At 50.8% G+C, this 15,342-nt stretch carries 11 protein-coding genes; 10 read left to right on the forward strand and 1 reads right to left on the reverse strand.

Annotated elements, in window-relative coordinates:
• The 6 genes from CWI83_RS09840 to CWI83_RS09865 all read left to right on the forward strand — a co-directional run bounded on the left by CWI83_RS09840 (position 1) and on the right by CWI83_RS09865 (position 5,227).
• On the forward strand, positions 1-1,380 hold the full coding sequence (locus CWI83_RS09840; RefSeq protein WP_126828546.1) for a MotA/TolQ/ExbB proton channel family protein: 1,380 nt from the start codon (positions 1-3) through the stop codon (positions 1,378-1,380).
• Positions 1,377-1,913 carry a MotA/TolQ/ExbB proton channel family protein gene (locus CWI83_RS09845; RefSeq protein WP_126828547.1) on the forward strand — a complete coding sequence of 179 codons (537 nt, stop codon included), beginning with the start codon at positions 1,377-1,379 and terminating at the stop codon, positions 1,911-1,913. The genes CWI83_RS09840 and CWI83_RS09845 overlap by 4 nt, the downstream gene beginning before the upstream one ends.
• A 16-nt stretch (positions 1,914-1,929) precedes the next feature.
• A complete protein-coding gene (locus tag CWI83_RS09850) occupies positions 1,930-2,337 on the forward strand; it encodes an ExbD/TolR family protein (protein ID WP_126828549.1) in 408 nt (135 codons plus the stop codon).
• Between the two features lie 2 nt (positions 2,338-2,339).
• Entirely contained in the window at positions 2,340-2,948 is a 609-nt protein-coding gene (locus CWI83_RS09855) for an energy transducer TonB (protein ID WP_126828550.1), read from the forward strand.
• Between the two features lie 7 nt (positions 2,949-2,955).
• A complete protein-coding gene (locus CWI83_RS09860; protein WP_241969923.1) occupies positions 2,956-4,209 on the forward strand; it encodes a tetratricopeptide repeat protein in 1,254 nt (417 codons plus the stop codon).
• A 91-nt stretch (positions 4,210-4,300) separates the two neighbouring features.
• Positions 4,301-5,227 (forward strand): AEC family transporter, encoded by a 927-nt coding sequence (locus CWI83_RS09865; RefSeq protein WP_126828552.1) that lies wholly within the window; start codon positions 4,301-4,303, stop codon positions 5,225-5,227.
• Here CWI83_RS09865 and xseA read toward each other — a convergent pair.
• Entirely contained in the window at positions 5,224-6,582 is a 1,359-nt protein-coding gene (xseA, locus tag CWI83_RS09870) for an exodeoxyribonuclease VII large subunit (protein ID WP_126828554.1), read from the reverse strand. The two genes, CWI83_RS09865 and xseA, sit on opposite strands and share 4 nt — an antisense overlap.
• Before the next feature lie 106 nt (positions 6,583-6,688).
• Here xseA and guaB point away from each other — a divergent pair, with 106 nt between their 5' ends.
• From guaB to purL, 4 genes are all read left to right on the forward strand, one after another.
• The gene (gene guaB / locus CWI83_RS09875) at positions 6,689-8,158 is read left to right on the forward strand and encodes an IMP dehydrogenase (protein WP_126828555.1); all 1,470 of its coding nucleotides are present in this window, start codon (positions 6,689-6,691) and stop codon (positions 8,156-8,158) included.
• Between the two features lie 5 nt (positions 8,159-8,163).
• On the forward strand, positions 8,164-9,738 hold the full coding sequence (gene guaA, locus CWI83_RS09880; RefSeq protein WP_198677288.1) for a glutamine-hydrolyzing GMP synthase: 1,575 nt from the start codon (positions 8,164-8,166) through the stop codon (positions 9,736-9,738).
• Between the two features lie 114 nt (positions 9,739-9,852).
• The gene (gene mltF / locus CWI83_RS09885) at positions 9,853-11,256 is read left to right on the forward strand and encodes a membrane-bound lytic murein transglycosylase MltF (RefSeq protein ID WP_126828558.1); all 1,404 of its coding nucleotides are present in this window, start codon (positions 9,853-9,855) and stop codon (positions 11,254-11,256) included.
• A 188-nt stretch (positions 11,257-11,444) separates the two neighbouring features.
• Positions 11,445-15,341 (forward strand): phosphoribosylformylglycinamidine synthase, encoded by a 3,897-nt coding sequence (gene purL, locus CWI83_RS09890; protein WP_126828559.1) that lies wholly within the window; start codon positions 11,445-11,447, stop codon positions 15,339-15,341.
• Position 15,342 lies beyond the last annotated feature (1 nt).

A 15,342-nucleotide genomic window follows, 5' to 3' on the forward strand; every position in this document is an offset into this window, starting at 1 on the left:
ATGAAAAAGTTAAACTTAATTAACGCGGTGAGCGCATTCGCTTTGCTTGTGACCGTAACTTTATGTAACCCAGTAGCTCAGGCGCAAGAGCCGGTGGATCTCGATCAACTGCTACAACAACTGGAGCAAGGTAAATTTGCCCAATCACAGCAGAATCAGGAACGAGAAGCTCGTTTTCAGGCTCAAGCAGCGCAACAACAGCGGATTTTGCGCGAGGCGATTGCGCAGCGCGATCGATTGGAACAGCAAGCCGCTCGGTTAGAAACTCAATTTGAACAAAACGAAGTGCAATTGGGCAATTTAACCGATGCTTTGACCCAACGCATGGGAAGTTTGCGTGAGTTATTTGGTGTTCTGCAGCAAGTTGCGGGTGACACCAGTAGTCGCTTGCAAAACTCGTTTGTTTCGGTTGAGTATCCGGGCCGTAGTGAGCAACTGGCCAGTTTGGCAGAGAAAATGGGGTCAAGTTCTAAACTCGCTTCTATTGCCGAAATTGAGTCGGTGTGGTTTGCGCTTCAGCGCGAGATGACTGAATCTGGCAAGGTCAGTCGTTTTACCACCGAAGTGACCGAAGCAAATGGCGCAAAAGTTGAGAAAGAGGTCGTTCGAGTCGGCACCTTCAATATGGTTGCAGATGGTCGCTACTTAGAACTTATTCCCGGTACTGACGCCGTTGCTGAGTTGATGCGTCAACCAAGTGGACGCTTCCTCGCGACCGCCGAAGAACTGCAACAAGAGCAAGGTGGTTTGGTGCAGTTTGGGCTTGATCCAACAGGCGGCTCGATTCTTGGCTTACTGGTGCAAGCACCGAGCCTCAAAGAGCGCATCGAGCAGGGCGGTACGGTCGGCTATATCATCTTAGCGCTCGGCGTGATCGGTTTGTTATTTGCATTGGAACGGTTTATCACGCTGAGCTTGATTGGTATTAAAGTGAAGCGTCAGTTGAAGCAAGCGAGCGCCAGCAATGACAACCCATTGGGTCGAGTTATGGCGATAAAAGATGCGCACCCAGATGCAGATACTGAAACCTTAGAGCTTAAATTAAGCGAAGGGATCTTGCGCGAAGTTCCGAAAATCACCCGTAATCTTACCTTCGTCAAAATCATTTCAGTGGTGGCACCATTGATGGGCTTACTTGGCACCGTAACCGGTATGATTAATACCTTCCAAGCGATCACGCTATTCGGTACAGGTGACCCGAAATTGATGGCGGGCGGTATCTCGCAAGCGTTGGTGACCACGGTCCTCGGCTTGGTTGTGGCGATTCCGATGACCTTCCTATTTGCAAGCTTAAATACGCGTAGCAAGAACATCGTGCATGTGTTGCAAGAGCAAGCCTCGGGAATTATCGCTGAACGCTCGGAGCGGAGTCACTCATGAGCTTCTTCGCTGAATTCTCACTCGCATTACAAGACTTTATCGAGACCGGCGGGCAAGTCCTGCTGGTGATCGGAGTGCTGATATTCGTAATGTGGCTGATGATTCTTGAGCGGATTTTTTATTACCTGAAAGGTCATCAGCAACTGAAGCGGCAAACTCTCGAGACTTGGCAAGCACGCAGTGATAAATCATCATGGAATGCCGAGCAAGTACGCGGTCTGTTGATTTCGCGCGCGCATTTGGCCTTAGCGGGGCAACTGCCAGTGTTACAAGCATTGGTTGCGCTGTGTCCATTGCTTGGGTTAATGGGCACCGTCACCGGCATGATTGAAGTATTCGATGTGATGGCGATTGCAGGGACGGGCAATGCCCGCTCAATGGCTTCAGGTGTTTCGAAAGCAACAATACCCACTATGGCAGGAATGGTGGGAGCTTTGTCAGGTGTATTTGCGAGTACCTGGTTACAGCGAACGGCGCGACGTGAGCGCATGAAACTTGAAGATCGGATGTTGCTAGAGCAACCGACACAATAGATAGAGCGAGATCAAGATGAAGCAGCATTTTGCCAATTTAATTGAAGAAGAAGAAACAGCAATCGATATGACGCCGATGCTAGATGTGGTGTTCATCATGCTGATTTTCTTTATTGTGACGGCATCATTCGTGAAAGAGGCCGGGGTTGATGTGAATCGGCCAGAGGCGGCAACAGCCGTGCAGAAAGACCGTGCCAATATCTTAGTTGCCATCACCGATAACGGTGAAATTTGGATCAACAAACGGCAAATCGATGTGCGCGCGGTACAAGCTAATATCGAGCGCCTCTATGCCGAAAACCCGCAGGGGTCGGTCGTTATTCAAGCAGATAAAAAGGCGACGACTGAGGTGTTAATCAAGGTTATGGATGCAGCTCGGGCGGCTGGTGTCTATGACGTTTCAATCGCAACTGCAGAGCAATAGTTATGGGTCGTTTGTTAGCGGCATTAGCACTCGCACTAGTGGTCACACTCGGACTGTTTTATTTAATGCAGTCGTTGATCAGTAGTGGTGAGGGTGCGTTCAGTGAGCCACCGCGAGGCAGTGTGCTTGATTTTGTTAGGGTCAAGCCAGAAGAGATCACCCAAGAGAAGGAGCGCAAACCCGAGCGTCCGCCTGAACCTGAGCAGCCCCCACCGGATATGCCACAGCCGCAAATGCAATCGGAAAGTATCGATAGTGAAGCGGTAGGATTGGACTTTTCCGCGAGTGTTAGCGCAGACACCCAACTTGGCAGCGGGCTTGGACTTGATACCAGTGATGGTGAATACCTACCGATTGTTAAAGTTCAAGCAGCCTATCCAAGACGCGCGTTGCAACGCGGTATTCAAGGATATGTATTGGTGGAGTTTACGGTAACGCGGCAAGGAACCGTGCGCGATCCTCGGGTGGTGGAAGCAGAGCCCGAGGGAATTTTCGACCAAGCGGCGATGGATGCAGTGCTGAAGTTTAAATACAAACCCAGAGTTGTGAATGGTGAAGCGGTTGAAGTTGAGGGTGTACAGAACCGTATTACCTTTGAGATAGATGGTTAGGAGTCACATGATGCGTATTCTTTTATTAGCACTCGCGCTTTATCTCGCAGCACAGCCGCTGTGGGCACAAGAAACGAAGCGGACCCCTGCACTTCGCGAGCAAGTATACAGCCAGTTAGCCCGTGCTCAGCAACAAGCCGACACTGGCGATGTCGCGGGTGGATTGGCGATCTTGCAGAATGTCGAAGCGAAACTCAGTAGCATGAATAGCTATGAGCGCGCCATGCTTTGGAACTTTTATGGCTACATGCACTATGGTGAAGACCGGATTGACAGTGCAATTAAGTATTTCGCTAAAGTGGTAGAAGAAGATCCTATTCCACTGTCATTACGCCAAAATACTCTATTTAGCTTGGCGCAACTTGCCATGGGCCAAGAACGTTACGACGATACCCTTGCTTACCTGAGTCAATGGCGCACAAACGCAGGCGTGCAAGAGCAAACCAAAGCGGATGTTTTAGCGGCCCAAGCCTGGTATCAAAAAGCCGATTATGATGCGGCTCTAGCTCCGATTAGTCAGGCTATTGAGGTGGCAGAGCAAACGGGTTATGCCGCAGAAAACTGGTATGTATTACAGCGAGCGATTTATTTTGAACTGGGTCAACTTGATCAGGTCGCAGTGGTCCTCGAGAAGATGGTGAAGGCCTTTAACAAGCCTGAGTATTGGGTTCAGTTAGCAGGCGTTTACGGTCAACTTGGTGCGACCGAAAAACAGCTGGCGATGTTAGAAGCGGCGTATCAGCTCGGCTTTCTCAATAAAGGACAGGATATTCTTAATCTGGCACAAAGCTATTTCTTGGCAGAGATCCCGTTTAAAGCAGGGAGTGTTGTGCAGAAAGCTTTGGACGATGGCATCTTAGAGCCTAATCTGCGGACGTTAAAATTACTTGCGCAAAGCTGGGTTGCAGCACAAGAAACTGAACGCGCAGTAGCTGCTTTGAAGGCGGCGGCAGTACTGAGTGAAGACGGTGAGCTGGATGCCCAACGCGCGCATGTTTTGTTGAATGCAGAGCAACATGAAGCAGCCATTGCTGCGGCAGAACAAGCATTAGAGCGGGGCCAATTGAATAACCCGGGGCAAATGTATTTAGTCATTGGGATGGCTCGGTTGAATCTAGAACAGTTCAACCCCGCTTTAAAAGCCTTTGCTAAAGCGAAAGAGTTTGAACAGGCCAAACGTTTAGCCACTCAATGGGAAGCCTACACTCAAGCCGAGCAACGTCAAGCTGAGACACTGAAACAACTGCGTTCACGCTCATAATCGAAACTGCTCGACTAGCCGCCCCACCTGAGAACAGGTTACACTGTTCGCAGGTGGGGTTTTAGTTTTGGCGCAAGTGAGCACATCTTAAATGGCAAATTTAATCTATATCGCAGGTTTTCTGCTTATCGGCTTGTTGCTACAGCGCAGTCGCCAATTCCCGCAAAACACTGGGCAGGTACTCAATGCCTATGTGATCTACGTTGCGTTACCCGCTTTGGTGTTACAAAAAATACCTGCGCTGACCGTATCTACTGCATTGATTATCCCGGCCATCATGCCATGGGTCCTGTTACTTCTCACGGTGCCGGTTATTCTGTTATTGGCCCGGCGTTTGGCTTGGTCGTCGGCAACCACTGCTTGTATGTTGATAGTGGTACCACTTGGCAACACCTCGTTTGTCGGCTTCCCGATGATTGAAGCCTTGGTTGGTGAGGCGGGGATTCCCTATGCGCTGCTGTATGATCAACTGGGGTCGTTTTTGATTTTGTCGATTTACGCAACATTTGTAGTGGCAATATATGCCAGTCGTGAGGGCCAGAGTGCCCGCCCAAAGCTGCGCCCAATCCTCTTAAAAATCCTACGCTTTCCACCGTTTATTGCACTTATCGCGGCACTAGTGCTGAAGTCTTGGGATTATCATCCGATTCTTGCCAGCTTTATCGACAGCCTTGCCGTTACCTTGGTGCCAGTGATCATGGTTGCGGTTGGCTTTCAATTAAAGTTTCGTCTGGCAGCTGAGGATCGGCAGCCGTTCGTTTGGGCCCTGGTCCTCAAGCTAGTGCTCACGCCGTTGGTGGCGATGCTTCTGATTTGGCCGTTGGGATTTGATTCTTTGGTGCATCAAGTCACTATTTTAGAGGCAGCGATGCCAGCAATGATTTCCGCTGGTGCTCTGGCAATTATGGCTGGACTGGCGCCGACTCTGGCCGCAGCTGTGGTCGGATATGGAGTCCTCTTATGCCTAGTAACCTTGCCTTTGTGGGCTATGCTCCTGAATTACCTCGCTAACTTTTAGTGTTCGTTATCATGCTTAATATCGATTCGCTTAGCCCGCAGTTCACCATCCGCCAGCTTGAGTGTAAACGCTTGTTCGGGAGCTAATTGCTCAGGGCGGCGAATGACCTCTTGCTGATCCGTTAAGGCGATGGCGTAGCCGCGTCCTAATACCGCAAGCGGGCTGACTAAGTTTAAGTTTTGTGCATTTGCTTGGAGCCGTTGCTGCGCTCGGTGCAACTGGTGCTGGATGGTGTGTTGTAAACGGGCATCGAGTTGCTCGAGGGCTCGTTGCGCTGGCTTCAGCTGGCGTTCGGGATGACATCGAGAGGTTCGTTCGACCAGCATTTGCTGGCGCTGTAGTTGAGTTTTTAAGAGCCGCTGCATGCTAGCGTGGATGCGTAATTGTAACTCATCAAGTCGCTGTTGATTCTGCTGTAAGCGGCGTTTAGGGTCTTGTTGGCGGAGCCGCTGGGAGAGATGCCCCAGAGTTTGGCGTTGCTGGGTCAGGTATTGACTCCAGCTTCGCGTCAGACGGTCACTGAGCTGGTTGATTTGGCGCAGTTTAACTTGCTGGTCTTGGCTCACCAGTTCAGCTGCAGCTGAGGGAGTAGGTGCGCGCAAATCCGCAACAAAGTCCGCGATAGTAAAGTCTATTTCGTGCCCGACTGCGCTAATTATTGGCAATGGACAATTAAAAATATCATGGGCGAGCTGCTCATCGTTAAAACACCATAAATCTTCGAGTGAGCCACCGCCACGCGTCAGCACGAGTACATCCACCTCAGCTCGATTTATTGCCTGTTGCAGCGCTGTGCGTAATTCGCCAGCGGCGGTTTGTCCCTGCACTTGTGATGGATAAATAATGACTTCGATACTTGGGTCGCGCCGTTTTAGTACCGCTAGGATATCTCGAATTGCAGCACCCGTCGGCGAGGTAATTACGCCCACTTTACTGATATGGCTCGGTAGTGCTTGTTTATGCTCTTGAGCAAACAAACCTTGCTGTTGCAGTTGCTGCTTCAGTTGTTCGTACTGTTGCTGTAATAGCCCCGCCCCTGCATCTTCCATATGCTCGATGATCAATTGGTAATCGCCGCGTGGCTCATACACAGTAAGCTTAGCTCGGACGAGGACTTGGCTGCCATTTTGGGGTCGGATGCGGCTGCGTTGATTCGCATTCCGAAACATCGCTGCTCGAATCTGCGCTCGTTCGTCTTTTAATGTCAGGTACCAATGACCCGATGCGGGCGCGGCAAAATTGGATACTTCGCCAACCAGCCAAATAGAGCCAAAGCCTTGCTCAAGAACTTGGCGGACTTCGGCATTCAGGTGAGCAACAGTGAAGACCTGTCGTTGCGCTGGAGGCGTTGGCATATTTGCAACCTTTTACTCGGTAGTAGAGCGAAAAAATTAGTTTACTGAAAAGCGCTTTTCGAGTAAAATCCACCCGCAACATTAAGTCAGCTAGTGAGATGTTGCCATGCTACGAATTGCCCAAGAAGCGCTTACCTTCGACGACGTTTTGCTCGTCCCCGGTCACTCAACCGTTTTACCGCATACTGCCGATTTAAGCACGCGTCTTACGCGTAAAATCGCACTTAATATTCCGCTAGTTTCAGCTGCTATGGATACGGTCACTGAAGCGGCATTGGCTATTGCTCTCGCGCAAGAGGGTGGAATTGGTTTTATTCATAAGAATATGACCATCGAAGAACAAGCTGCTCACGTCCGTAAAGTGAAGAAGTATGAGAGCGGTATGGTCTCTGACCCGGTCACGGTCACACCTGATACCACCATTGGTCAAGTTCGGGCGTTGGCCGCTGAACATGGGTTCCACGGTTTCCCTGTCGTAACCAGCGGTGGTGAACTGGTAGGAATTATAACCGGGCGAGACACTCGCGCGATTCATGATGAGCAGCAGCTGATTACTTCGGTGATGACGCCGAAAGAGCGTTTAATCACAGTGACCGAAAATGCGAGCAGTGACGAGATTCTTGATCTCATGCATCAACATCGCATTGAGAAAATTCTTGTTGTCGATGATGCCTTTCATCTGCGCGGCATGATTACCTTAAAGGACTTCACCAAAGCTGAAAGTAAACCGAATGCCTGTAAAGACGACTTGGGTCGTTTGCGGGTCGGTGCAGCGGTAGGGGTTGGTCCAGGTACCGATGAGCGTATCGCTGCTCTGGTTGAAGCGGGTGTTGACGTGCTTTTGATTGACACTTCTCATGGTCATTCGCAGGGCGTGCTTGATCGCGTAGCGAAAACTCGTAAAGAGTACCCAGAGCTTCAAATTATCGGCGGCAACGTGGCCACTGGCGCTGGAGCCCTAGCACTGGCCGATGCTGGAGTCGATGCTGTCAAGGTTGGTATTGGTCCTGGCTCAATTTGTACGACTCGGATTGTGACGGGTTGTGGCGTTCCTCAAATCACCGCAATTAGTGATGCGGTTGATGCGTTAAAAGACCGTGATATCCCAGTGATCGCCGATGGCGGCATCCGTTTTTCGGGCGACATTGCCAAAGCCATCGCTGCCGGCGCATCGTGTGTCATGGTAGGCAGCATGTTGGCCGGGACCGAGGAGTCGCCCGGTGAGGTTGAACTCTATCAAGGTCGCTATTACAAGTCTTACCGTGGCATGGGCAGTATCGGTGCGATGAACCAAAGAAATGGTTCATCCGATCGCTACTTCCAAGCTTCTAACGAGGCGGAGAAGCTGGTTCCTGAGGGAATCGAAGGTCGTATCGCTTATAAAGGCCCAATTGCGACCATCATTCATCAACAAATGGGCGGAATTCGCTCGGCGATGGGCTTAACTGGTTGCGCAAATATCGAAGAAATGCGCACCAAGCCGCAGTTTGTCAAGGTTACTGCTGCTGGAATGGGCGAATCACACGTGCACGATGTGCAAATCACTAAAGAAGCTCCTAACTATCGGATGGGTTAATGACCATGCAAGATATACATGCACATCGCATCTTAATTTTAGATTTTGGTTCGCAATATACTCAGTTGATTGCCCGCCGTGTCCGTGAACTTGGAGTGTATTGTGAACTCTGGGCTTGGGATGTCAGTGAAGAGGATATCAAAGGCTTCAAGCCAAACGGGATTATCCTCTCGGGTGGTCCTGAGTCTGTCACCGCAGCAAACTCTCCTCGGGCGCCCGAATATGTCTTCAATGCAGGGGTGCCGGTATTTGGAATTTGCTACGGTATGCAAACGATGGCCGAGCAACTCGGTGGCAAAGTTCAGGGCTCGCTTGAGCGCGAATTTGGTTATGCACAAGTCGAGCGTATCGCACCATGTCCGCTGTTCCATCATATCGAGGATAGTGTCCACGAGAATGGTAATCCTCAGCTTGACGTCTGGATGAGTCATGGCGACAAGGTCATCGAGGCGCCGGAAGGATTTGCGATTGTTGCACAAACACCGACCTGTCCGATTGCGGCCATGGCTGATGACACGCGCGACTTCTACGGGGTGCAATTCCACCCTGAAGTAACTCACACCCGGCAAGGGATGCGGATGCTTGAGCATTTCGTGGTTGAAATCTGCGAGTGTGAGCGGAATTGGACGCCAGCGCACATTATCGATGACGCAGTCGCGCGGATTCGGGAGCAAGTAGGCTCAGGTAAAGTAGTGCTTGGTTTATCTGGTGGCGTGGATAGTTCAGTCACTGCGATGTTATTGCATCGCGCCATTGGCGACCAATTGACCTGCGTCTTCGTTGATAACGGCTTACTGCGTTGGCAAGAGGCCGAGCAGGTGCTTGAGATGTTTGGCGATCACTACGGCTTAAATATTGTCCATGTCGATGCTGAAAATCGCTTCCTAGACGCACTTGCTGGCGAAAAAGACCCAGAAGCCAAGCGCAAAATTATTGGCCGCGTCTTTGTCGAAATATTCGACGAAGAGGCAAGCAACATTTCCGGGGTTGAGTACCTAGCACAAGGCACGATTTACCCAGATGTGATTGAGTCGGCCGGCTCTAAAACGGGTAAGGCACATGTGATCAAATCGCATCATAACGTTGGCGGTTTGCCAGAAGATATGAAGCTGCAATTGGTCGAGCCGCTGCGTGAACTATTTAAAGACGAAGTTCGAAAAATCGGACTCGAGTTGGGCTTGCCGTATGACATGCTCTATCGTCACCCGTTCCCGGGCCCAGGCCTTGGCGTGCGAGTGCTGGCTGAAGTGAAGAAAGAGTACTGTGATTTACTGCGTCGGGCAGACCATATCTTCATCACTGAGCTACGCAATGCAGGTTGGTACGACAAAGTAAGCCAAGCTTTCGCAGTGTTTCTACCGGTGCGCTCGGTCGGAGTGATGGGTGATGCCCGCAAGTACGATTGGGTGATTGCGATCAGAGCGGTGGAAACCATCGACTTTATGACTGCGCGCTGGGCTCATCTGCCTTACGAGCTGCTGGAGAAGGTATCGAATCGAATCATCAATGAAATTGATGGTATTTCTCGCGTGGTTTACGATATCTCAGGAAAACCTCCAGCAACCATCGAGTGGGAGTAGTTTGCTGAGCACCCCGGTCGCAGGGCCGGGGTGAAAACGAGCAAACAGCCTAGTCTCTGAGTTGGTGCTGTAGTATGCTCAAAACATCACTGAAATAATCTTGGTTTGAGACGTATGCCTCGTTACCTCTTGCTGCTTCTTTTTACGCTTGCGCTGTTGGGTTGTACACCACAGCCGCAAAGCTACCAACTTGAAGAAATTCAGCAACGCGGTGTCATTCGAGTCGGTACGTTACTCGGCCCAACCACCTACTTCCTTGACCAAGAGCGCGAAGCCGGGCTTGAGTATGCGCTGGCCAAGCGCTTCGCCGACCAGCTTGGGGTCGAACTTGAAATGGTTCCACGTTACAACGTTGATCACTTGTTCACTCTGCTTGAACAAGGTGAGGTCGATTTGTTGGCAGCTGGACTCGATCGAACCCCGCAACGGTCTGAACGCTATCGATTTACCCCGCCTTATCAAGAAATTGCACAGCGAGTTGTGTATCGTCAGGGCAGCCGAGATCGTCCTCGGGTATTGGCTGAACTTGACGATGAATTAGTAGTGGTTGCAGGCAGTAGCCATCATGAAGAACTCCTCGCGATTGCCGATGAATATCCTGATCTGCAATGGCGCGCGACGACGGAGCACGATGCCAGTGAACTCTTGCAGTTAGTGATGGCCGGGGAAATTGCGTATACCATCGCCGATAGCAACATTTTGGATGTGCATCGGCGCTTTTATCCTGACATCAGTGTTGCCTTTACCTTCCGCGACGATGTCGATGTTGCTTGGGTATTTCCGCAAGGAAATGATAGTTCCGTTTATGCTCTTGCGATTCAGTTTTTAGGAGAGCTGCGGCAAAGTGGTGAGTTAGACCAACTTATCGATCGGCATTTCGGACATATCGAAGATTTTAATTATGTCGACACCAGTCTTTTTATCGATGCGGTGGAGACGGTTCTCCCGCGTTATCGGCCGATGTTTGAAACCCACGCAGGCTCGCTAGATTGGCGTTTGTTGGCAGCGATAAGTTATCAGGAAAGTCATTGGAATCCGCGCGCTAAATCGCCGACCGGAGTGCGTGGCATGATGATGTTAACCCTACCCACTGCGAAGGCGATGGGCGTCACGAGTCGGCTTAATCCTGAGCAAAGCATTCGTGGTGGAGCCCGTTACTTTGAGCAAATGCTCGAGCGTATTCCTGCGCGTATTCAGTCACCCGATCGGATCTGGTTTGCGCTGGCAGCCTACAATATTGGTTTTGGTCACCTGGAAGATGCTCGTATTTTGACGCAACGGCAGGGTGCTGACCCAGATCGCTGGATCGATGTCAGAAAACGTCTACCCTTATTAAGACAGAAAAAATATTATCGTGAGACGCGGTTCGGTTTTGCTCGCGGTGATGAACCCGTTCGGTACGTAGGGAATATCCGCCGATATTATGACACGCTAGTCTGGCTCGATGACCGTGGACGGATTCCACAAGCATCGTTTGAGATTGATTTGCCAGCGCTAGCTGAAGACGAGGCCGAGTAAATGCGTAAAGCAAAGCGAATCCCGACTCATCAGCGCCGCCGAGCCTGGTTGCGCAAACAGCGTCACTTACAAACTGAGCGCCGGCAAAAGTGGTTTCGTTTATTAGAGACGAACGAGTAGCCGTTTAGGCTATTTCTGACTATAATAGGCGCTTCGTTTTTTCCGCTCTCAACCCTGGAGATAAACCTGTGGAAATTGTACGCGGCGCCCCTGCCTTATCTGAATTCCGAGCTGATAAATTACTTCAACGTTTAACTGAAGCAGGCTTTGCTGTCACTGAGGTTTATGCCGAGTTCGTTCACTTTGTCGAAACCAATGCCGCGTTAACTGACAGCGCAAATCAGGTCTTAGCTAAGCTCTTGACCTATGGCCCAGAACGCGCAGCCCACACTCCAGCGGGTGAATTGTTCTTGGTGGTTCCGCGTGCAGGGACGATTTCCCCGTGGTCATCGAAAGCAACAGATATCGCGCACAATTGTGGGTTGAGTGAAATTCAGCGCATTGAACGGGGTGTTGCGTATTATTTGACGGGTGATGTCAGCACTGAGCAGCGCGACAAGATTGCTGCGTTGTTACATGACCGTATGACCGAAATGGTGCTTGGCGAGTTAACCGAGGCAGATGTTTTATTCCAACATGCCGAACCGGGGCGCCTGACCAGCGTTGATATTTTAGCGGGTGGACGCGAGGCCCTCGCAAGAGCCAACATCGATATGGGATTGGCGCTTGCCGACGATGAAATTGATTATCTCTACAGCAATTTTAATCACCTCGGCCGTAACCCAAACGACATCGAGCTATATATGTTTGCGCAGGCGAACTCCGAGCATTGTCGCCATAAGATTTTTAATGCCGATTGGAGTATCGACGGAAAGCCGCAACTCAAATCATTATTTAAAATGATTAAAAACACCTATGAGTGTACTCCTGAACAAGTGTTGTCAGCCTATAAAGATAACGCGGCGGTGATGGTCGGCTCCGAAGCTGGGCGCTTTTATCCGCATCCTGTGGGTCACCCTGCCGCAGGCGAGTACAGCTACTTTCACGAGCCGATTCATATTTTGATGAAGGTGGAAACCCATAACCACCCGACTGCAATTTCACCCTATCCTGGTGCTGCAACTGGGTCTGGTGGTGAGATCCGTGATGAAGGTGCAACCGGGCGCGGCTCGAAGCCGAAAGCAGGTTTGGTTGGCTTCTCGGTATCGAATCTGAAAATTCCAGGTTTTGAACAGCCGTGGGAAGTAGACTTCGGCAAACCTGAGCGTATTGTTTCTGCACTCGATATTATGCTTGAGGGGCCACTTGGTGGCGCGGCATTTAATAATGAATTTGGACGTCCTGCATTGACCGGCTACTTCCGTACCTACGAAGAGCAGGTTGAGAGCCATAATGGCTCTGAAGTGCGTGGTTATCACAAACCGATCATGATTGCTGGTGGTCTAGGTAATATTCGCGAGCAACACGTTGAGAAGGGTGAAATTCCTGTCGGTGCTAAGTTAGTTGTCCTCGGTGGCCCGGCGATGAATATCGGCCTTGGTGGCGGTGCAGCCTCGTCGATGACCTCGGGTACTTCGCACGAAGATCTTGATTTTGCCTCGGTGCAACGGGATAACCCCGAAATGGAGCGGCGTTGTCAGGAAGTTATTGACCGCTGTTGGCAGCTCGGGGAACAAAACCCTATCGCGTTTATTCATGACGTGGGAGCCGGTGGTCTGTCGAATGCAATGCCAGAGCTTGTCAGCGACGGCGGACGTGGCGGCAAATTCGACTTGCGTGCGATACCTAACGATGAATCGAGTATGACCCCGCTTGAGATTTGGTGTAACGAATCGCAAGAACGCTACGTACTCGCTATTGCTCCGGAAAACATGGAGCGCTTTGCTGCGATTTGTGAGCGTGAGCGGGCCCCTTATGCGGTCATTGGTGAAGCCACAGAAGCCGAGCATTTAAGCCTGTATGATGCGCACTTTGACAATCAACCGATTGATTTACCACTCGACGTTTTACTCGGTAAGCCGCCTAAGATGCACCGTGATGTTAGCTCATTAAAAGCACAAGGTAAGGCTTTAAACACCGATAACATCCAGCTAGATGAGGCTGCCAAACGGCTATTAAGATTGCCGACCATTGCCGAAAAGACGTTCTTGATAACCATTGGTGATCGCACTGTAACGGGTCTAGTTGCGCGGGATCAGATGGTGGGACCATGGCAGATTCCGGTTGCTGATGTCGCAGTCACCGCCGCTAGTTATGATAGCTATGCCGGTGAAGCGATGGCAATGGGTGAGCGCACGCCGGTCGCTCTACTCGACTTTGCCGCTTCGGCAAAACTCGCAGTGGGTGAGGCATTAACTAACATTGCTGCGGCCGATATTGGCGATTTACAGGCGATTAAATTGTCTGCGAACTGGATGGCTGCAGCAGGTCATCCCGGTGAGGATGCAGGTTTGTATGAGGCTGTGAAAGCGGTCGGTGAGGAACTTTGTCCTGCGCTCGGTATTACAATTCCGGTGGGCAAAGATTCGATGTCGATGAAAACCAGTTGGCAAGAGCAGGGCGAAGATAAAGCCGTGACTGCGCCGCTGAGCCTGATTATCACCGCATTTGGACGAGTCCGCGATATCCGTCGCACACTTACCCCACAACTGCGAACGGACAAAGGTGATACACAACTGCTCTTGATCGACCTAGGCGCCGGTAAAAATCGTTTAGGTGGCTCGTGTCTCGCGCAGGTTTATCGTGAACTTGGTGATGTCCCGCCTACCGTGGATAGCCCTGAGCGCCTAGCAGGCTTCTTTAATGCGACGCAAAAGCTCCTCCATGACGGCAAACTTCTGGCTTACCATGACCGCTCGGATGGTGGTTTATTTGTGACCGTGGCAGAGATGGCATTCGCTGGACATTGTGGTGTTGAGGTTCGTCTAGATGAATTAGGCGAAGATAACCTTGCTGCCTTATTCAGTGAGGAGCTTGGTGCGGTTATCCAAGTTCAGCAAGATGAACTAGAAAACGTGAAAGCCACCTATGCTGAGGCAGGTCTTGATGATTGTTTACATGTTATTGGTAAGGTCGTTCGCGAAGATGTGATTCGCTTTACGCGTGCTGGCGAAGATGTGCTATGTCATTTACGCAGCCAATATCGCAGTATTTGGGCCGAAACAACGCATCAGATGCAGCGTTTACGCGATAACCCGGAATGTGCAGATGAAGAGTTTGAGGCCAAACAGCGTCTTGATGACCCAGGCTTACAAGCTAAACTGAGCTTCGATCCAAGCCATGATGTTGCCTCACCGTATATCAATACGGGGCGCGACCCGATGATTGCCATTTTACGCGAGCAAGGGGTCAACTCTCATATTGAAATGGCGGCTGCTTTTGACCGTGCCGGTTTTGCGGCGATTGACGCGCATATGAGCGACATTCTCGCTGGCCGTGTCAGTTTAGATAAGTTTGATGGTCTGGTGGCCTGTGGTGGCTTCTCTTATGGTGACGTTCTCGGTGCCGGAGAGGGTTGGGCGAAATCCATCCTCTTTAACAACCGAGCTCGAGATGAGTTCGCTGCCTTTTTTGAGCGTCAGCGCACCTTTGCGCTTGGCGTGTGTAACGGCTGTCAGATGCTCTCTAATTTGAAATCACTCATTCCAGGGGCTGAGCTATGGCCTCATTTTGTTACCAACCGCTCAGAGCGTTTCGAAGCGCGCTTCAGCTTAGTTGAAATCGAGCAAAACGATTCACTATTCTTCGCTGGTATGGCCGGTTCGCGCATGCCTATTGCGGTTTCTCACGGTGAAGGACGAGCTGAGTTCAAAGCCAACCAACTTGAGCAAGTCGAAGCGTCAGGTTTAGTGACCATGCGTTATATCGACAACAAAGGCGGTGTCGCCAGTCAGTACCCGGCAAATCCGAATGGTTCACCAAACGGAATCACTGGCTTAACCACAACGGATGGTCGCGTTAGCATTATGATGCCGCACCCTGAGCGAGTGTTCAGAACGGTGGCGAATAGTTGGCATCCAGATGAGTGGGGCGAGGATAGTCCGTGGATGCGGATGTTCCGTAATGCCCGAGTCTATCTCGGCTAAG

This window comes from Pseudidiomarina taiwanensis (assembly GCF_003987435.1).
Lineage (GTDB): Bacteria > Pseudomonadota > Gammaproteobacteria > Enterobacterales > Alteromonadaceae > Pseudidiomarina > Pseudidiomarina taiwanensis.